Genomic DNA, 19,087 nt, shown 5'->3' with positions numbered 1-19,087 from the left:
GTATTATATGAAAAATAGACAATAAAAACGTAAATATTTTTCACAAGCGCAGCTATCGCATAACTTACTTGCTATCAACGCATTGCAAAACCTATTGTTTGGCGTTGCGAAAGCGTAGGTTTTGCATGGTAAAAGCGGCTGTTTTTGCGTTGCAAAACCTACGCTTTCGCAATGCAAAATCGAAATTATCGTTTTTCTAACGAATTATATTTACAAAGTTAAGGCAGTTTTTTGGGTTTCTTACTAGAATTTCTAGAGATTTCTAGTACTTCTAGAATTTCTATGTGAATACAAAGAAAGGGGGATTGCAAATACAAACAAAAAAGGTTGCAGATGCAAGAAGGAGGGTGAAAATACAAATAAACAAGGTTGCAAATACAAACAAAGGGTGCTACCAACGCAAAATAAAGGGTGCGCCCTACTCTATCTTCAAGATGTATATGTCGGGCCAAATGGTAACGTCTACTTGAACAGTAGTGTCGGGTTTGCGAAATTGTAGCACATTCGTGGCTGCAGGACTGTTGCTGACGGTGAAGCCTATGTTTCGTAGTTGCTGTGAAAAGCGACGATAATAAGTCTTGTCCCAAAACACAACTTCGATGGCTGCACCTTGTGTGTCGATGATTGCGAGCGAAGAAAGGTCGCTCTTTTGAAAGAGTTTATAGAGGGGTTCTGACACTTCGTACTGCTCGTTGGGTTGCAAATGCCAGCCCCAGATGTGGCGCGGGTCGCTGTCGTCGAGGTACTTAGACGCACGTATGCGACGCAGTCCGTAGCGGCGGAAGGGTGGCGTTGCGGGCTGCTTGCGTGTCTTTTGCAGCTGATATTGCAACAAATCCACTGCCGTTAATTGGACATAATTGCCATACTGGGCACGTCCCAATATGGCAATCAAGAGTAAAAATAATGTTAGAAGGGTTCTTTTCATTCTTTATTCGTTCCTCAAACTGTACGTTATCTCGCCACGGCAAGGCACAAGCAAGGTTGGCAGTGCGCTATTTGGCTTAACGAAAACGGGCAGTTCAGAGTTGTTCTATCTCCGCCAACCAGTTGGTGCTGTGGGCATCTGACGGCATTCGCCAATCACCACGAGGCGACAGACTCACCGTTCCAACCTTCGGACCGTCGGGCAGACACGAACGTTTGAACTGATGACGGAAGAAGCGACTTACGAAAGTATAGAGCCATTTCTTTATTTCCTCGCCTGTGTACTTGCCTTCGAACGCCTTTCCGGCAAGATAATAAATCTTTGATGGGTGGAAACCGTGGCGCAGGAAGTAGTATAGGAAAAAGTCGTGCAACTCGTATGGTCCTACAATATCTTCCGTCTTCTGCTGTATTTCGCCCTTTTCGTCAGCCGGTGCAAGCTCCGGCGAGATGGGTGTTGCCACGATGTCGTGCAGGGCTTCTGCCACTTTGGCGTTGTCGGAAAGGTCGGCAACGTAGGTAACGAGGTGGCGCACAAGCGTCTTTGGCACACTTCCGTTTACGGCATACATGCTCATGTGGTCTCCGTTGTAGGTACACCAGCCGAGCGCAAGCTCGCTGAGGTCGCCTGTTCCGATAACCATTCCACCGTATTTGTTCGACAAATCCATAAGAATTTGCGTGCGTTCGCGTGCCTGTGCATTCTCGTAGGTAGCGTCATGAAGGTCTATATCGTGCTCAATATCCTTCAGATGCTGTGTTACCGACGGCGCAATGCTTATTTCTTTCATGTCCACGCCCAACTCTTCCATGAGTGCAATGGCGTTCTTGCGTGTACGTGCCGACGTGCCGAAGCCCGGCATCGTAACGCCGATAATGCCTTTGCGGTCGAACTTCAGTTTATCGAAAGCACGCACACAGACGAGCAGTGCGAGGGTTGAATCGAGTCCGCCGCTTACACCTATTATAATAGTCTTACAATTGGTGTGCAGCAATCGCTTTGCCAATCCTGCTACCTGAATGTTGAAAACTTCTTCGCAAGCCGCCTCCATGTGCTCGCTTTGAATGAAAGGTTGCGGGTTTATCTTGCGTGTAAGCGTAAATTCGACCTCAGGGTTTTCTTTTGGCAGACAGTTGATATAGGTTTTTTCGGGTAGCACACCGCCTATCGGGTCTACGTACATGTCCTTCTGTGCGTTCACGAAAGTGGTGTTTGAACGGCGTTCGCTGCGCAATTTTTCTATGTCTACCTCGCCTACAATGAGCTGGGAATCGAGCGAGAAGCGTTCTGCCGTAGCAATTTGTGTTCCATTCTCGTATATGAAGGCATTGCCACCGAACACTACATCTTGCGAGCTTTCGCCGAAACCGCAACTGCTATATACGTATGCCGAGATGGTGCGGGCACTTTGTTGTGCCAACAAAGCCTCAAGATAGCGGTGCTTGCCAATCTGTTCGGTACTTGCCGAAAGGTTGAACATAATCTCTACGCCTGCTAATGTGAGTGCGTTGCTTGGTGGAATGGGCGACCAAATATCCTCGCAGATTTCGATTCCGAACTTCACTCCGTCGGCAGTACGGAATATCTGACGAGCCGGTGTAACCAATACAGTCTGACCGGCGTAGTGTATTTGTGTCGGACAAAGGTCGCGTGCTGATGCAAACCATCGCTTTTCATAGAACTCTGCATAGTTCGGCAGGTAGGTCTTTGGTACGATACCAATGATTTTTCCGTGCTGAACCACGGCAGCACAGTTCAGCAACAAAGGTCCGACGCACACAGGAATGCCGACAATGGCAATAATGTCGAGCTGGCGTGTGAAGTCGAGCAACATCATCATAGCGTGCTCCGAATCGTCGAGCAACAATTGTTGGCGGAACAAGTCCTGACACGTATAGCCCGTGATACAGAACTCCGGGAAGACGATTATCTCAACCCCCTGCCCTTCAGCCAATACAATTTGCTTTTCAATAGCTTCAAGATTAAACTTCGTATCGGCAATCCTTACTTCCGGTATTGCCGTTGCCACTTTGATAAATCCATATTTCATTCTAAAAATATATATTAGGTTATTATTGTTACTTGCGTTGCACCGTAGCCGTATTCGCGGAACGATGCGTCTTGAAATTGATATTTCTTGTACCGATAGTTCAATTCGCGGAGTATGGCACGGCGCAGAACGCCTTCGCCTTTACCGTGAATAAAGACTATTTTCTGCTGATTTTTGTTTTTATATTGTTCTAATGTGGCATGGAAAATTCCCATCTGATATTCCAAAATATCGCCCGCCGACATGCCTGCGGTGGTTTCCAATACCTCTTCAGCATGCAAATCTACAACAATTTTATCGTTTTTAAGAATTTGTTTGGCATGTTTTGCTTTACTTTGGTTGTTTTCGTACCTACGCTCCAATGGTTTTCGGGCTGGTTGAGGCTGTGGTGCTACGATTTTGGTGTGGCTTCCCTGCAACTTCTTAGGTAGCTCCGGCTTCGGTTCGATGTAGTTTTCCTCGACCTTTGCCTTCTCGGTAATGGCGTAAAGCAATGCCGGTGTGTCGAAGAAATCGTTTTCTCGGAAAGTGTTCAGCTTATAAAACTTCGTGGCATCGATGCGAATTCGCATATCGAGAGCGGGCTTGCACTCGAACGGCTTTTCGGCTTTGTAAGCGAAAAGCTGCACGCACGTTTCGGTAAGGTCGTTCAAATCGGTATAGGCAAACCGCTCCATAAACACCTTCGTGTTGGGTTCTATCTCGCCCACCGACTTGCAACGCCACGTTTTTCCGTCGCTCACCATATATAAATAATGTACGTAGTAGTTGGAATCGTTCACCATGTACGACTCGAAATCGGTGTTGTTCAGCTCTCGTGGCTTTGTCGGAACAAACGCAAGATAAGCCGTGAGCGTGTCGCCGCCCTCCCGTTCGCGTGGCTGCGGCACGAAATTGTCTGCCGGGTCGTACTCCGGCTCTTTCACTTCGTCCCACTTTTCGTCGGCTGTCGTGTCGGCGTGGCTGCTCAGTCGGGCTTTTATCGACTTCGATTTGCCTTCTTCCTGTTCCTGCTTTGTCTGCTCCAAACTCCTTATCTTGGCTTCCGATATATCGTCGTTGCCCACCAACACCACGTTGTTGATTGGCGTAGGAATTTCGAAACCGTCTTCGTCTTCCACCAAAACAATCTTTTTGCCTTGAAAACCGGAGATAGTGCCACCTCCAACTTCGTTCAAAAATTTAACCTTATCGCCTATTTTCATCTTCTTTATTTTTTATTTCAATTACCGTAGTAAATATTTACAAAAATCCGTACTTTCGCTATTGCATTTCAAAAGCGTAGGTTTTGCACGGTAAAAGCGGCTGTTTTGCCTTGCAAAACCTACGCTTTCGCATTGCAAAACAACCGCTTTCGCAACGCCTTTGTAAATATCTGATAGTCAGAAAACTATCCTTTCATTGTCTTGTAATGTTTCTTTACCGACACTGCTGTCGTTTTTACAGTTTTCTTGTCGTTTTTATCCGCAGGCAAAGCTACGGAACGAGTAGACTGCTGTCGCCATAACTCAAGAAGCGGAAGTCGTTTGCAAGGGCATAGTCGTACACTTTGTGCCAATCGCCTTTGAGGAATGCGCTCACAAGAAGCAGGAGCGTAGACTGCGGCTGATGGAAGTTGGTTACGAGCATCTTCACTATCTTGTAGTCAAAGCCCGGCGCAATGATGATTTGCGTACTGGAATGGAGAGCCGACAAGCAGTTGCTATCCAAGTAGGCGAGCAGATTTTCGAGGGCACGCTCTACGGTTACGGCAGTGCCATTCACAATGACAAGCCCGGCGGCGTTGTGTTCCTGCTCGTAAGGTTCCCATTGGCAAACGTGCAATTCGTCTTCTGCTGCCTGCGGATTGCGTTCCAATTTCACACCCATATAATAAAGACTTTCGAGCGTGCGCACACTGGTTGTGCCCACAGCAATAGCAGAACAGCCGTGCGAAAGCAGATTTTCGAGGGTGTGGCGATGCACCACCACGTATTCGGTGTGCATGTTGTGCCCTTCAATCTCGGTGCTCTTTACGGGCTTAAACGTGCCTGCTCCGACGTGCAGCGTGAGTTCATCGCGGACGATACCTGCCTTGTCGAGTGCTGCCAACACCTTGTCGGTGAAGTGCAAACCTGCTGTCGGGGCTGCTACCGAGCCTTTTATCTTCGAGTAAACGGTCTGATAGGTCTGCTTGTCGCTCTCTTGGGTGTTGCGGTTCAGGTAGGGCGGTATGGGCAATTCGCCCACTGCCTCGAGTATTTCTGCAAACGACACCTTCGCATTGTCCCATGCAAAGTCCACCCAATGGTTTGTTCCACCCGCTGCAACAGCATTTGTCTTCGTGCGGTCTACGGTAGCTGTGAGTTCCAGCGTGTTGCCGTTGATTTCAAACGAGCGTTTCAGCGTGCCCTCTTTCCATTTCTTCAGGTTGCCTATCATGCAGAGCCAAGAGCACCGCTCATTGGTCTGGAACATCAGTTCGTAGTCGGTAGGCTGTGCAGGTTCCATCAGAAATATTTCGATGAGCGCACCTGTTTCCTTGCGAAAGTGCATGCGTGCCTGTATCACCCTTGTGTTGTTGAACACCATAAGCGCACCTTTTGGCAGATGAGCAGGCAGGTTGCAGAACACGTCCTCGCCCACTTCACCGTGCTTGTATAGCAGCAGTTTACTGTGGTCGCGCTGTGCGAGTGGGAACTTTGCGATACGTTCGTCGGGCAGCGGATAGTCGTAATCCGATATTTTAATATGTCTTGTTTCTTCTAACATGGTTGTTGGAGTTTATAATCCTGCTTCTATCACACCGCGCACGACGCAGTAAATGCAGGTTAAAACGAATGTTGCAAGCACAACATCTATATCTTTCAGGCTGTAACCTGTTTGCGTATATTGGTCTGTAACATAAGGCGATATGGGCGCAACACGACTTGTTATCCTGCTGTAGCCGAAGTAGCACAGCGAGGCGATGAATATTCCTGCCACCGTACCCACAAGAACATCGGAGGGGAAGTGCACGCCGAGATACAAACGCGTCCATGCAATGGTTATCGCCCACGCGAAAAGGAAGATGGAAAGCACACGGCTGCGCACCAAAAGCACAAAGAACACTGCCACGGTGAAGGCGTTGCAGGAGTGGGCGGAGAAGAAACTGAAGCCTTCTGCCGTATAACCGTTTACCAACGATATGCTATCTGCCAGCGAAGGGTCGAACGATGGGCGCAGGCGACCGATGTATGGTTTTACAAAACCGCCGTTTATACCGTTGGAAAGCAGCATACATGCAGCCACAGCAGCAACAATGAGAAATATGCGGCTCCATTTTTCGTTGTTCTTCACTACGAGATAGAACAAGGATATATACATGGGAATCCACGTAAGACCCGATGTGAACACGAGTACTACGTGGTCGAGGAATGCGCTGTTGCTGCCGTTGAGTGCCAACAGCAAGGCTTTGTCGTATTCGAGGATAGTGAACAAATCCATTGAATATTCGGTTTTTATATTTCTTCTAACTGGTTTGCAGGTATCCAGCCTGTCGATTGGTCGGGCAGGCGTATGCCTTTCCAGCCGTCCATACTGCTGTCTACTATTTCAACCTTCGTGCCTTCGTGCAGCGTAATGGCATTTTCGCCCTTTACATCGGGGGTCGATTTCACGGTGGCAATGGAGGCAACGATGATGGCTTGATTGCAGTTTCTCTTTTCGTTCTGCTGTATTTTGGCAAAAACAACACAGAAAACGAAGAGCAACAGGAAACCGAAAGCGGCGAAAAAGCCCACCTTGCGCTTCGATATGGTGGTGGCAAGGAAGTACATCAGCGCAAAGGCAAAACTGAAAAAGAGCACCACCAGACTTACGATGCCCCAAGCGTCGATGCTCATCGAATAGACTACGGCATGTAACCATCGCATAAAGAAGACGTCAGACTCGGGCGACAGGCGGTCGATGGTCTTTGCCTGAGCCAGCTGGAGGTTATAGCGTGTGTCCTCGTCGCTGGGCGCAAGTTTCAGCGCACGCTCGTAAGCGATGATGGCTTGCGTTACATCGCCGTTGCGGTAGTGCGCATTGCCAAGGTTGTAATAAAGGGTTGCCGATGGTTTTTGCTTTATCAGTGCTTGGTAATCCTTTATCGCTTCTTGGTAATTACCTTTGTTGTAAGCCTTTGCAGCCTCTTCCATGGTAACGGCAGAGGCATGCTGCGACAGGGCGAAAAGGGCGAAAGCGAGTGTAAACAGCAGCAGGAGTGTTGTGCCGTTGCCCTTGTCAGCCGATTTTGTGCGTTGGTTTCTCATTGCTTCTTCTATATCCGTAATGGCTTTCATCGCTGCATCGTAGGTCAGCGACATATTGCCACGTTCGTCGCCGGGGGCATAACGCTGGAACTCGCATTCGTCCAAGGCAGCTATAAACTTGTCTATCACACTGCCGTCGATGCCCAATTTGGCAAAGTTTTCTTTCACATTGTTGCGAGAGAGTTGCTCTACGGGAATGTTCAACTTGTCGCTGACGTATCCCCAAAGTGCCCGAAGGTTCTCGTCGTAGAAGTCTTCTGCCTTGCGCATCTCAAGGAAAACCTTGGCTTTATGTAGGCGATTGAGTGCCACACGCTCGGCATTCTTGCCCTTCAGGCGGGCTATGTCGCCACGAATATTGGCACGTTTGCGCAGCATAATGAGAGAAACGACGAACACAGCGACAAACAACAGTGCTATGAACCAATAGCCGAACGAGCCGAAAAAGTTTGTTTCAGCCAGCATTTCCTCGGCTCCGGTCTTCAGTCCGCGTATGTCCTGTTTGCCGTTTCCTGTGAATGCTTCCATATTTTGCGTTGTTCCGTCGCCCTTAGCCACGTTTATTTTGAACGCTTGTGTGCGCAAAGTCTTGTACGAATTGGTAGCCGTGTCGAAGTAAACGAACGTTACCGGGGGTACTGTGTAGTTACCCTCCTTGCGCGGAACAGCAAGAAAGTCGTACACCATACTACCCTCTACGCCGTTGGCAGTGAGGTGTGTCTTGTCAGATAGCTTAGGGTCGTAGACGTCGAAACCATCGGGAAACGTTACAACAGGTTGGCGCATAAGTTTCAAGTTGCCCACACCCGCAATGACAATGCGCAGATTTACGGGGTCGCCCTCTTTAACATCGCTCTTGTTCAGCTGTGCCTTGATGTTCATTTTGCCCACTCCGCCCGAGAAATCGGCAGGCTTTTGGGGCAGTGGCAGCACATTGATGGTAATGCCTTCTGCTTCGACTTGCTTCTGTATGTCGCCCCCATCGTTCATGAAAGCAAAGGGGTCGAAGTCGTCGATATTGGGGCGCACAAGTCCTGTAAAGGTTACGGAAGGCACACGGAGCTTGCCCGTTACTTGCGGATAGACCACGTACTGGCTCCATGTTGTGGTGCGATAGGTGCGTCCGTTCAGCTTTTCGGTGCGGAAAGACTTCTGTTGCGGCAGGGTTATCTCTTGCACATGCGAACCTTTAATATCGGGCATTTTGCCTGCCATACGCACCAAATTCACATTCGTATATACCTTGTAAGTAAGCAATACCGGTTCCTGTTCGTGCACGGTGCGCTTGTTTGCCGTTACCTTGACGAATAAATCCTTGCCTCCAATGGTCTTGATTTCGGGTCGGGTGATAGTTATATCCTGCCTTCCGCCACCGTTTGACTGTGCCGAACGACTGGCATTGATGTTTCCCGCAGCCGTTATCTTCACCGGTGTAGACGCTATGGTTTGCCCTTTCACGGTAATTCGTGCCGGTGGAATATTGAAATTGCCTCGCTTTGTTGCCATAAAGACGTAGGTAAACGACTCTGACGAAGAGCTGCTCATGTGCCCGTTCACCATCTGTAAGTTCCTTTGCGAAGTATAATAGGGACCCGCCAACACTTCGATACCGTGTGGCATCTTGCCCAATTTCAATCCTTCTACATCGTCGGTATAAACAATGTACTCTACTTGGAATTGCTCTCCTACTTCCACTTGTCGGGGTGCTGCCACGCGAACGTGCTGTGCCAACGCTACAAGCGGTAGCAAAAAGGATAGCAGTATGTTAATATATCGTTTCATAATGTTGTTACCAGTTCTTTTCTAAATGTCTGCTTGGAGACTGCTTCATGTGTTCCTTGAGCCTTTCCAACGTTGCTTTTTCTTCCTGCATGGCTGCATTCAACATCTGCTCGGCGTTGTCCTTGCTCATTCCGTCATCTTGTTTTTTCTTGTCTTGAGGGTTCTGCTGTTTATTTTTATCGTTGTTCTTATTTTTGTTTTTATCCTTTTTATCGTTCTTTTGCTGCTGTTTGTTCTGCTGTTGTTGTTGCTGTTGCTTCTTCAGAAGTCGCATACACTGGGTCAGATTGTAGCGTGCGTTGGTGTGTTGGGGGTTGTTGCGCAGTGCATTCTTGTAGGCTTCCACCGCTTTCTGATAGTCTTTCTTGCCTTGAAATACTGTTCCAAGATTATGGAAAGCACTTGCACGGCGGGCTTTGTTCGCCTCGTTTTCGGTTGCCAACGTGTAGTTTTGTATCGCCAAAGAGTCCTTGTGCTGTGCCTGCATGGCACAACCGAGGTCGTAAGCGGCTATTGCATTCTGACCATTAGCTGCGAGTGCCTTACGGTAATTTACCTCTGCTTCGCCGTATTTCTTGGCTGCAAAAGCTGCATTACCCCTACGAATGTATTGCCTATCGGTCTGTGCTGTTGCCGCAAGTACAGCAAAAGCAAGGCAAAGCAATATGTATAATTTCCTTATCATTTATTTCTTTGTAAACAGATTTATGCGATTGAGCAACGGATTTTTACGTTCCATGAGCAATGCTTCGGCGATAAGAAGAAGCAGAACTACTCCTGCCACGGCAGGAAACCGGTCGGCATAGTCGCTGTACGATACGCTTTCTATTTCTCCGTGCTGCATTTTTGCAATTTCGTTGTCGAGCATCTGCTCTGCTGCCGCTGTGTTATCAACGTGTATGTACATACCTTTTCCAGCTTCGGCAACCTTTCTGCACATTTCTTCGTTGAGCCTTGTCATCACGGTTTGTCCGTTCTTATCTTGCAAATAGCTGCCGTCGTCCATCGGAATGGGTGCTCCTGCTGTTGAGCCAATGCCGAGAATGAAGACCCGAATGCCTGCTTTCTGTGCCTTCCGAGCCATCTCTTCTGCCCCACCCTCGTGGTTTTCGCCATCGGTAATGATGATGATGGCTTTGCCGAACTTGCTATTCTGCGAGAAACTGTGCTGTGATAGCTCGATTGCCTTTGCAATATCGGTGCCCTGACTGCCTATGAGCGAAGGGCTGATATTATCCAAAAACATCTTTGCAGATATGTAATCAGCAGTAATAGGCAGCTGTACGAAAGCTTCGCCGGCAAAGACTATCAGTCCGATTTTATCGTTTGTGAAATGGTTCAGCAGGTCTTCAACAAGTCGCTTGCTGCGTTCCAACCTCGACGGAGCTACATCTTCGGCAAGCATGGAGTTGCTTATGTCCATTGCAATAATAGCTTCGATGCCCTCACGCTTGTCTTTGGATATTTTTGTACCTATTTGCGGGCGTGCCATCATTACGACCAAAAGTGCCAATATAACCTCCATAAGGTAGAATTTCAGGAGCGGGCGATACTTTGAATAGTCCGGCACGAGTTGCCTCAACAGCGTTTTATCGCCGAAACGAGCCATTCGTTTCCTGCGTTTAAAAGCCCAAACATGGTAGACTACTGCCAATAATGGAATCAGCAGGAGCAACCATAGGTATGCGGGATTAGCAAATCTGAACATTCTTTCTTTTATTCTTGTCCTCTCCGAACGCCCTTGCGTCCGTTAAGGAATACGTTTAAACACTGTTATTCGCAACACTACTTCGATAAGAAACACCAGCAATGCCAACATAGCAAAAGGCATATAAGCCTCGTATCGCTTACCGTAGGAGGTGGCATCGAGCTTTGTTTTCTCCAATTTATCGATGTCTTTGTATATCTGCGAGAGTTCGTTTCGGCTCTGTGCACGGTAAAATTCGCCATCGGTTTGCACGGCAATGTCTTGCAATGTTTTATAGTCTATCTCGCCCACGACTCTTCCTTGCGCATCGGTACCGTCGGTTCCAAGTCCGATGGTGTAGACGCGGACACCAAATTTCTTTGCTATGGCAGCGGCAGTAAGGGGCGAAATGTCGCCCACGTTGTTGCTTCCGTCGGTCAAGAGTATTACAACCTTGCTCTTACCCGCAACATTCTTGAGGCGTCCGACAGCATTTGCCAGTCCCATACCGATTGCCGTACCGTCTTGTATCAGCTTGTTCACCGACAAATCGGCTCTTACGCCAGCCAGTAAATTAAGCAACGAGGCGTGGTCGGTGGTCATCGGACACTGCGTAAATGCCTCTCCGGCAAATATGGTAAGTCCTATATTGTCGTTCGGACGTGATGAAATAAACTCTCGCGCCACGTCTTTCGCCACCTCGATGCGGTTGGGTTCCACGTTGTCGGAGAGCATACTGGCAGACACATCGACTGCCAACATAATGTTAATGCCCTCTACTTGTTCTTCGCCAACGGGGCTATCGGATTGCGGACGCGCCAAAACGATGACTACCAGTGCATATACCACACAGCGCAAGAGCATCGGCAGATGCACAAGACGCACTTTCCAACTCTTCGGAGCATACCGGAAGGTAAACGTATCGCCCATGCGCAGCGTTGGTTCGCTTTTGTGCCTATAAAGGAAATACCATATTATATAAGGTATAAGGAGCAAAAGCAGCAATAAGTATTCTTTGTTTGCAAATTCCATTTTCGCTTCGTCCTCCTCTTAATTCATCAGTTCTGTTATACCCCATGCGGCAACGGCGGCAAGCGCAAGGGCAACTACAATGGCGACATACTTGCACCAAAGCAAGATGCGACGTGCACGGCGGTTGCGTTGGTCAGCCTCTTCTTCAGCCGAAACAGTAGGTTCCATTGATGGCTGATAGCCTGCCTTGGTTTCCTCGATGTAGTCCACGACATTGCCGAGATAGTAGTTCTTCTCGTTGTCTTGTGTGGAATACTTGGCAAACTTCACAAGGTCGGCAGTGGCAAACACACGTTCCAGCTCGGCATTTGTTTCGCTGTTGCCTTCGCGTCGCAGCGTTTCCACGATTTCTGCCGACGTCATTTCCATTGCCTTAATGCCAAATCGGTCTTCCAAATATTCACGCAGAATATCGGTCAGAGCAGTATAATACGCCTTTTCGTCGGCGTTGCCGGCACCACTGTTTTGTGCTTTTACCTGTTCTATGGCACGCATAGCCTTTTCGTGTGGCAACAGTTTGCGTTCAGGTTGCTTGCGTTTCACGAGTGGTTTCCGGTTCTTCAACCGCAGGTTAATGGCGTATGCGACTGCCAAGAGCAACAAGGCAAGTACGCAAAGACCATAGTAGGGCAACCATTCGCTCAACTGAAACGGTGGCTTCTGTATGCCGTCGCCGGGTCGGGCAGGTGCTGTGGCAGCGGTATCTACCTTTACTTCCTCAACATCGAAGGCGAGTTTGCCGGTGGTATAATCCTTTCCGTCTACCTGAACGGTAACAGCCGGCAACTCGTAGTTGCGTGCGTCCCACGCCGTAAGGGTGCGACGGAAAGCCAACGTATAGGCGTTGCCGTTGCGAACGGTGTCGATGTGCTGTTCCATAACCTCTATTCCGTGCGGCACATTGGTGGTATCGGCAAAGTGGGCATACGCCACTCGTGCGCCCTTGGGGGCGTCTACCATGACAGTCCAATGGATTGGCTCGCCTATAAGTATCTTTGCAGAGTCCAACACGGCTTTTACTCGCACCTGCGCAGAGGCGAGTACAGCAACGAGTATGAGCATTATGGTTAAGAAAAACTTCTTCATCAGCTTCGTTGGGCAAATAGTGCCATTAGTTTTTTAACGTAATCGTCGTTCGTTGCAATGGAAATACTGTCTACATTGCTTTTCGAGAACACTGCCTGCAATTCGTTCTGTCGTTGCAGCCAATTGGCTTTATAGGCATTCCGCAACTTTGCACTGCCTGTATCTACAAGCATTTCGTGTCCTGTTTCGGCATCGCTTACTTTCATCAGTCCGACATCGGGCAACTCTTTGGCACGGAGGTCGTACACCTGAACGGCTATGATGTCGTGCTTCCGATTGGCTATCTGCAACACGTGCTCGAAGTCGGAACGCACATAGAAATCGCTCAACACGAACGCCGTACAAGGTCGTTTCACCACACGGGTGAGGAACTCTATGGCTGCATTGACATCGGTTTTCTTACTTTCGGGTTTGAAATCGAGCATCTCGCGTATAATATAAAGAATGTGTTTGCGCCCCTTCTTGGGTGCAATATATTTCTCTATACGGTCGGAAAAGAAGATTACGCCGATTTTATCGTTATTCTGTATGGCAGAGAAAGCGAGCGTTGCAGCTATCTCGGTTGCCATATCGCGCTTCAGCCGGTGAGTTGTTCCGAAGTCCAACGAACCGCTGACGTCGATGAGGAGCATCACGGTGAGTTCCCGTTCTTCCTCGAAAATCTTCACAAAGGGGTGATGGAAACGTGCCGTAACATTCCATTCTATATCGCGAACATCGTCGCCGTACTGGTATTCGCGCACCTCCGAGAAAGCCATACCACGCCCCTTGAAGGCAGAATGGTATTGCCCTGCAAAGATGTTCTGACTAAGACGGCGGGTCTTAATCTCAATCTTTCTTACCCGGCTGAGTATTTCGGTGGTGTTCATGCGTTATCCTTCCTTTGTGTTTAGGGCACTTGCACTTTGTTGATAATATCGCTTACGATTCCCTCGGTGGTTACGTTGCCGGCTTCAGCCTCGTAAGAAAGACCGATGCGGTGGCGCAAAACATCGTGTGCCACAGCACGCACATCTTCCGGAACAACGTATCCGCGACGCTTTATAAAGGCGTATGCACGTGCCGCCTTGGCAAGGTTGATGCTGGCACGCGGACTTCCGCCGAAGGCTATCATCTGTCGGAGATTGGTCAGTCCGTAGCGTTCGGGGTAGCGGGTAGCGAAAACGATGTCGGCAATGTATTGCTCTATCTTCTCGTCGATATACACTTCGCGCACCACGCTGCGTGCTTCGAGTATGTCGGCTGCCGATGTAACAGGAGTTACGATGGGCAGATGCTCGTGCAGATTTTCACGAATGACGCGCTTTTCTTCCTCAAGCGTCGGGTAGTCGATGACTACTTTCAGCATAAAACGGTCTACCTGTGCTTCCGGGAGCATATAGGTTCCCTCCTGTTCTATCGGGTTTTGCGTTGCCATGACCATGAAAGGCGTCGGCAGCGTGAAGGTTTCCTCGCCGATAGTTACTTGGTGTTCCTGCATTGCTTCGAGCAACGCACTCTGAACCTTCGCCGGTGCACGGTTTATTTCGTCAGCCAAGACGAAGTTGGCAAACACAGGACCTTTCTTTACTTGGAACTTTTCTTCCTTTTGCGAGTAGATTTGCGTACCTATTACATCGGCAGGAAGAAGGTCGGGGGTGAACTGTATGCGGCTGTACTTTGCACTTATGAGCTGCGAAAGCGTTTTTATGGCGAGGGTTTTTGCCAATCCCGGCACACCTTCGAGCAAGATATGTCCGTCGCTTAACAAGCCGATGAGCAACGAGTCGATAAGATGTTGCTGCCCCACAATGACTTGATTCATTCCCGTAACAAGGTTTGTTACGAATGCACTCTTCTGTTCTATCCTTATGTTAAGTTCGCGAATGTCTATAGCTTCTGCCATAATTCTGGATTTTTTACTACTTTCTTTTAATATTCACGCAAAAGTAATACATTAAAAGCGTAAATATGTAAGCTTTCCAACTAAATTATATTAAAAAAGATTGACAAGCGCAATAAATTAAGAAACTTTGAGAAATAAGGGCGCAACCATAACAAATATAGGCAATATAAAAAGCCTTCGATGCTTCACGCACCGAAGGCTTAAAAAGTTCTATTTATCTTATGAAGTACTCCGCATCAGAACGAAGCGGCATGTAATTCCGACTTTATTTGTGCCAAACAGGCAGAAAGTTTCTTATAAGTGCTTTCGCCCGCATTCTTCACACCGCTGGTGTACTGACGCATCAACGAAGGATTAATCCCTGCACGTTTGGCTATTTCTGATACATTGAGGAAGTTGAAGTAGTTAAAGAACGAACGCAAGTCATACTTGTACTCAAAAACGAGATTGTTGTATCTGTCGTCTTGTGGATAAGCCTGCCTACATTCCTCAACAGCCTTGAGGAAATCTTCCTTTGCTTCGGCTACCGTAGCACCATCGCCGTCTATCAGTGCGTAGTCGCCTATGGGTTGTTCGCTGTAACACGAGTACGTGCCATCATTGCCAAACTCTATAGTTACTAAAACCTTTCTTGCCATATAGTTATGTGTTAGATATTTCCTTTAAAAAGAGTTCCTAAATTATCTCATTTCATCAACCTTGCCGAGGGGGCGGTATGCCCGAACTATTGTCCGAGCAATACCTTGTAAATCTTCTTTAACAACCCCGTCTTAACCTCATGGCTACCGTGCCTTGGAATCCTGATTTTGGCTCCTGTGTTGGGATTAGACCATTCATCGTGCTCGGCTCCATGCTGAGTGAGCAAGCAACCTGCTTTCCTCAACTCTTTGTAAAGTTGATTGTACTTCATAATTTAAAGAACTCTTTTGTCTTTCCGACAATGCAAAGGTAGCACAAATGCTACATATATACAAATATTTAAGTAACTTTTTTGCTACCTTTTCTATTCTTTTTAATATGTAACGCTTATACTTCCGCAAGATAAGTAAAGCATTCTTAGGTGCTTTCTCGCATCATTACACCTTCCGTAAAACCAACAAACATTACTTAATTTGTCCGCTTAGGCACACCGCAGAAACCACCAACCGGCAGGGAAAAAGCCTTCGTGCCACCATGCAACTTTTGCTTGCACAACTCATTTGGTGAACGAAAGATAAAGAATAAAGGCGTAAATATTTTTCATAGATATAGCTATAATGTAACCAGCTCGTTTTCAACGCATTGAAAAACCTATTATTTCGCATTCCAAAAGCGGCTGTTTTGCACGGTAAAACCGTAGGTTTTGCGATGCAAAACCTACGGTTTCGCAATGCCAAAGCGGAATTAACGTTTTTTTATTGGAATTATTCTTACAAAAGGAAGGCTGCTTTTAAGTTCTTTCTAGAGTCCCTAGAAGATTCTAGTTTCCCTAGAATTTATAGATGCACACGCTGTTAATGCAGCGTAGAAACTATGGCTTCGCGCTGCCGTTTATGCCAAATCGAGCCCCAACCGTTCGATGAGCTTGGTAATGGAATGGTTTTGCTGCTGCATTTTCTCAAGTTCTTGGCGAGGGGTGAGAATGGGTTTTATTTCCTCTGCCTTTGCCAATCGCAACACCACGTCGATTTGTCCGTTATGCAGACGCTGCGCCATGGTGGCACGTATGCGCCCCTGAATGGCGCACATTTCGTCGAGCAGGATTTTGTTTCCTGCAACTACTTCTATGTTTCCGTCAGGCAAAATCTGTGGCTTTATTATCTTCATGCGCTGCGCCAAGCCTGCGTTCATCTTGGCAATGCGGGTGCACATTCCTTTCCATTCTACGATAAGCTCTTGTCGGGTGAAGCTCCGGCTTTCGTCTTTATTGGTTATCTCCACCACCTCTTCTTGCTTTTCCTCTTTCTTTCCTTCGTTCAGCAAGTTTGCGAACGACATTCCAAGACTGCCCAACTTTACTTTCGGCATGGAGGGGGCTGCGGGAGGAGGGCTCACAGGAGGGGGTGTGGTACTGACGGTAACGTGTGTTACCGATTCGTTGCGCCCATTATCGTGGGCGTTATGCTTACGGCTCGCCCCAGCTACCTGCGACGCTGTTTGCGGTTGAGCCTTTACAATAAGATTTCTGAACAGGGTTTTCAGCTGCTTAGGGCTACGCCCCGAGCCGGGCACATCGTCGTCTTTCTGTGTGATTTGTGCCACTTGTATGAGCGTAAGCTCTACCAAAAGCCGTTTGTTGGAGCTTTGTCGGTATTCCACATCGCAGCGGTTCATAATCTCCAACGCCTTGTAAAGGAACTGCGTGGGGCATTTTGTGGCTTGCTCGTGGTAGCGTTGGCGTTGCTGTTCGCCGGTTTCGAGTAGCGGAAGTGTCTGCGGGTCTTTCGCCATGAGCACGTTGCGCACGTGCGAAGCCAAGCCGTTCACGAGGTTGCCGGCATCGAAACCTTTGTTGATGACGCTGTTCAGGAGCACCATTATTTCGGGTACCTTGTTTTCGACCGACAGGTCTACTATGCGGAAATAGTTTTCCGTGTCCAGCACGTTAAGGTCTTCTATCACCTTCTGATAGGTTATGTTGCCCTGAGAGAAGCTCGCTGCTTGGTCGAAAATGGAGAGTGCGTCGCGCATTCCGCCATCGGCTTTCTCGGCAATCACATTCAACGCCTGCTCTTCGTAGGCGATACCCTCTTTCTCTGCCACCGCTTTCAGGTGGTTGATGATGCCCGAAACCGACATGCGCTCGAAGTCGTAAATCTGGCAACGCGAAAGTATGGTGGGCAAAATCTTGTGCTTTTCGGTCGTGGCAAGAATGAAGATGACGTGTGCGGGCGGTTCTTCCAGCGTTTTCAGAAACGCATTGAAAGCCGCAGTAGACAGCATGTGCACCTCGTCTATGATGAAAACCTTGTATCGTCCTATCTGTGGCGGAATGCGGGTCTGTTCCATCAGCGTCTTGATATTTTCAACCGAGTTGTTGCTTGCCGCATCAAGCTCGAAGATGTTGTAGCTTCTTCCCTCGTTGAACGACCTACAACTCTCGCACTCGTTGCATGCTTCGCCCTGCTCGGTAGGGTGTTCGCAGTTGATGGTCTTGGCAAAAATGCGTGCGCAAGTGGTTTTTCCTACACCGCGGGGACCGCAGAAAAGGTAGGCGTGGGCAAGTTTTCCGTTCTTCACGGCGTTCATCAACGTTGTGGTAAGAGCCTGCTGTCCCACCACGGCAGAGAACGACATGGGTCGGTATTTTCGTGCCGAAACAATATATTCGTCCATAGTTCTATTTTCTTTTGGTGTTGCAAAGATAATAAAAAGTAAGGGAACGACACGGCTGCACGGTGGATTTAATTGTTAATTAGCGTAAAATCTGCATACCGTTCCTGCATTTTCCAAAAGTTTTCATTACTTTTGCAGAAGATAGCCGCGACGATGTCTGCACCGCTCCTGCAGTGCAATGGCATTGGCGAAAGGCTACGCATAGTAACAAAGAACAAAGTGAGCAAAATTACAGGACATATTTTTTCATTCCTAAGTCGCTTCAGGTATCATATCGTCATCATACTTGGTGTGCTCATTGTGGGCGTTTTCGACGAGAATAGCTTCCGCCGTCGCATGGAATGCTACTATCAGATAAAAGACCTTAACACCGAGATTGACAAATACGAGAAGATGTATCAGTACGATACGGAAAGGCTCAGAGAACTGAAAAGAAGTCCTCGCGCCATCGCAAAGATAGCCCGCGAACGATATTTCATGAAGGCGGACGACGAAGATATATTCGTATTGAGCGACGACGAACAACCTTTAGGGGGCAAAAATGTATATGAGACAACTGAATAAAACAGAAAGCATACTCTACGCACTTGGCGGTTTGCTGATGGCAGTGGGCACCGGTCTTTATGCTTTCTTTATATTACAAGACGTGGCTTGCATAGTAATGCTGATAGGCGCAATATGCTTTGCCACCATGCAGATGCGCCAACAATACCTCGGAACAAACTTAACCATACGCCGCCTGCGCAAGATTATGGTGCTGGCAGATATAGGTTTCATACTTGCAGGCGTCTTCATGGTGGAAGACAGCTACGGTTTCATCAAGCAATATCTTGCCAATTCCATTGGCGGATACACCATTTACGTGAACATTTTCTATCATAACTGGGTGGTAATACTGCTCATCGCAACCGCACTCGAACTTTATACCATACACAGAATAGACTATTTGATAGGGAAAGAGAAACAATCATAAAATTGAAAAAAGCCTAAAAAGGACGTGAATAATTTAAATTCAATGAAAAACTTTCGCTACTTCGCAAATACATTG

Annotated in this window: 17 protein-coding genes; 2 read left to right on the top strand and 15 right to left on the bottom strand. The window is 47.9% G+C overall.

Going from position 1 to position 19,087, the window contains the following annotated elements:
* Positions 1–418 precede the first annotated feature (418 nt).
* From JCM15124_RS08030 to JCM15124_RS07960, 15 genes are all read right to left on the bottom strand, one after another.
* Positions 419–928, bottom strand: a complete 510-nt coding sequence (locus tag JCM15124_RS08030; RefSeq protein WP_024999013.1) for a hypothetical protein — start codon at positions 926–928, stop codon at positions 419–421.
* 94 nt (positions 929–1,022) lie between these two features.
* On the bottom strand, positions 1,023–2,978 hold the full coding sequence (locus tag JCM15124_RS08025; protein WP_024999012.1) for an NAD(+) synthase: 1,956 nt from the start codon (positions 2,976–2,978) through the stop codon (positions 1,023–1,025).
* A 14-nt stretch (positions 2,979–2,992) separates the two neighbouring features.
* Positions 2,993–4,183 carry a DUF2027 domain-containing protein gene (locus JCM15124_RS08020; protein WP_024999011.1) on the bottom strand — a complete coding sequence of 397 codons (1,191 nt, stop codon included), beginning with the start codon at positions 4,181–4,183 and terminating at the stop codon, positions 2,993–2,995.
* 271 nt (positions 4,184–4,454) lie between these two features.
* Positions 4,455–5,729 carry an S-adenosylmethionine:tRNA ribosyltransferase-isomerase gene (locus JCM15124_RS08015; RefSeq protein ID WP_024999010.1) on the bottom strand — a complete coding sequence of 425 codons (1,275 nt, stop codon included), beginning with the start codon at positions 5,727–5,729 and terminating at the stop codon, positions 4,455–4,457.
* 12 nt (positions 5,730–5,741) lie between these two features.
* Positions 5,742–6,443: a phosphatase PAP2 family protein gene (locus JCM15124_RS08010; RefSeq protein ID WP_024999009.1), complete on the bottom strand. Its 702-nt coding sequence runs from the start codon at positions 6,441–6,443 to the stop codon at positions 5,742–5,744.
* Positions 6,444–6,457: 14 nt separating this feature from the next.
* Positions 6,458–9,034 (bottom strand): BatD family protein, encoded by a 2,577-nt coding sequence (locus tag JCM15124_RS08005; RefSeq protein ID WP_024999008.1) that lies wholly within the window; start codon positions 9,032–9,034, stop codon positions 6,458–6,460.
* A 7-nt stretch (positions 9,035–9,041) separates the two neighbouring features.
* The gene (locus tag JCM15124_RS08000) at positions 9,042–9,719 is read right to left on the bottom strand and encodes a tetratricopeptide repeat protein (RefSeq protein ID WP_024999007.1); all 678 of its coding nucleotides are present in this window, start codon (positions 9,717–9,719) and stop codon (positions 9,042–9,044) included.
* Positions 9,720–10,742: a vWA domain-containing protein gene (locus JCM15124_RS07995; protein ID WP_024999006.1), complete on the bottom strand. Its 1,023-nt coding sequence runs from the start codon at positions 10,740–10,742 to the stop codon at positions 9,720–9,722. It lies immediately after the preceding gene.
* A 42-nt stretch (positions 10,743–10,784) separates the two neighbouring features.
* Positions 10,785–11,753 carry a vWA domain-containing protein gene (locus JCM15124_RS07990; RefSeq protein WP_024999005.1) on the bottom strand — a complete coding sequence of 323 codons (969 nt, stop codon included), beginning with the start codon at positions 11,751–11,753 and terminating at the stop codon, positions 10,785–10,787.
* An 18-nt stretch (positions 11,754–11,771) separates the two neighbouring features.
* Complete coding sequence (locus tag JCM15124_RS07985; protein WP_024999004.1) at positions 11,772–12,839, bottom strand: hypothetical protein; 1,068 nt, start codon at positions 12,837–12,839, stop codon at positions 11,772–11,774.
* Positions 12,839–13,708, bottom strand: coding sequence for a DUF58 domain-containing protein (locus JCM15124_RS07980; protein WP_024999003.1), 870 nt, complete (start codon positions 13,706–13,708; stop codon positions 12,839–12,841). Before JCM15124_RS07980 ends, JCM15124_RS07985 begins: the two co-directional genes overlap by 1 nt.
* Before the next feature lie 20 nt (positions 13,709–13,728).
* Positions 13,729–14,724, bottom strand: coding sequence for an AAA family ATPase (locus tag JCM15124_RS07975; RefSeq protein ID WP_024999002.1), 996 nt, complete (start codon positions 14,722–14,724; stop codon positions 13,729–13,731).
* Between the two features lie 236 nt (positions 14,725–14,960).
* A complete protein-coding gene (locus JCM15124_RS07970; RefSeq protein ID WP_024999001.1) occupies positions 14,961–15,362 on the bottom strand; it encodes a hypothetical protein in 402 nt (133 codons plus the stop codon).
* Positions 15,363–15,448: 86 nt separating this feature from the next.
* The gene (locus JCM15124_RS07965; protein WP_024999000.1) at positions 15,449–15,634 is read right to left on the bottom strand and encodes a type II toxin-antitoxin system HicA family toxin; all 186 of its coding nucleotides are present in this window, start codon (positions 15,632–15,634) and stop codon (positions 15,449–15,451) included.
* Between the two features lie 620 nt (positions 15,635–16,254).
* Positions 16,255–18,039, bottom strand: a complete 1,785-nt coding sequence (locus JCM15124_RS07960) for a DNA polymerase III subunit gamma/tau (protein ID WP_024998999.1) — start codon at positions 18,037–18,039, stop codon at positions 16,255–16,257.
* 219 nt (positions 18,040–18,258) lie between these two features.
* On the opposite strand from JCM15124_RS07960, the gene JCM15124_RS07955 reads away from it, so the two are divergent.
* On the top strand, positions 18,259–18,603 hold the full coding sequence (locus JCM15124_RS07955) for an FtsB family cell division protein (RefSeq protein ID WP_024998998.1): 345 nt from the start codon (positions 18,259–18,261) through the stop codon (positions 18,601–18,603).
* Complete coding sequence (locus JCM15124_RS07950) at positions 18,587–19,012, top strand: hypothetical protein (RefSeq protein WP_024998997.1); 426 nt, start codon at positions 18,587–18,589, stop codon at positions 19,010–19,012. Before JCM15124_RS07955 ends, JCM15124_RS07950 begins: the two co-directional genes overlap by 17 nt.
* The last annotated feature ends 75 nt before the right edge of the window (positions 19,013–19,087 follow it).

Origin of the sequence: Prevotella falsenii DSM 22864 = JCM 15124, assembly GCF_000613945.1 — a bacterium.
In the GTDB taxonomy this organism is placed as follows: domain Bacteria; phylum Bacteroidota; class Bacteroidia; order Bacteroidales; family Bacteroidaceae; genus Prevotella; species Prevotella falsenii.
The sequence above is the reverse complement of the archived record's forward strand: the minus strand, read 5'-3'. Positions and strand labels throughout refer to the sequence as shown.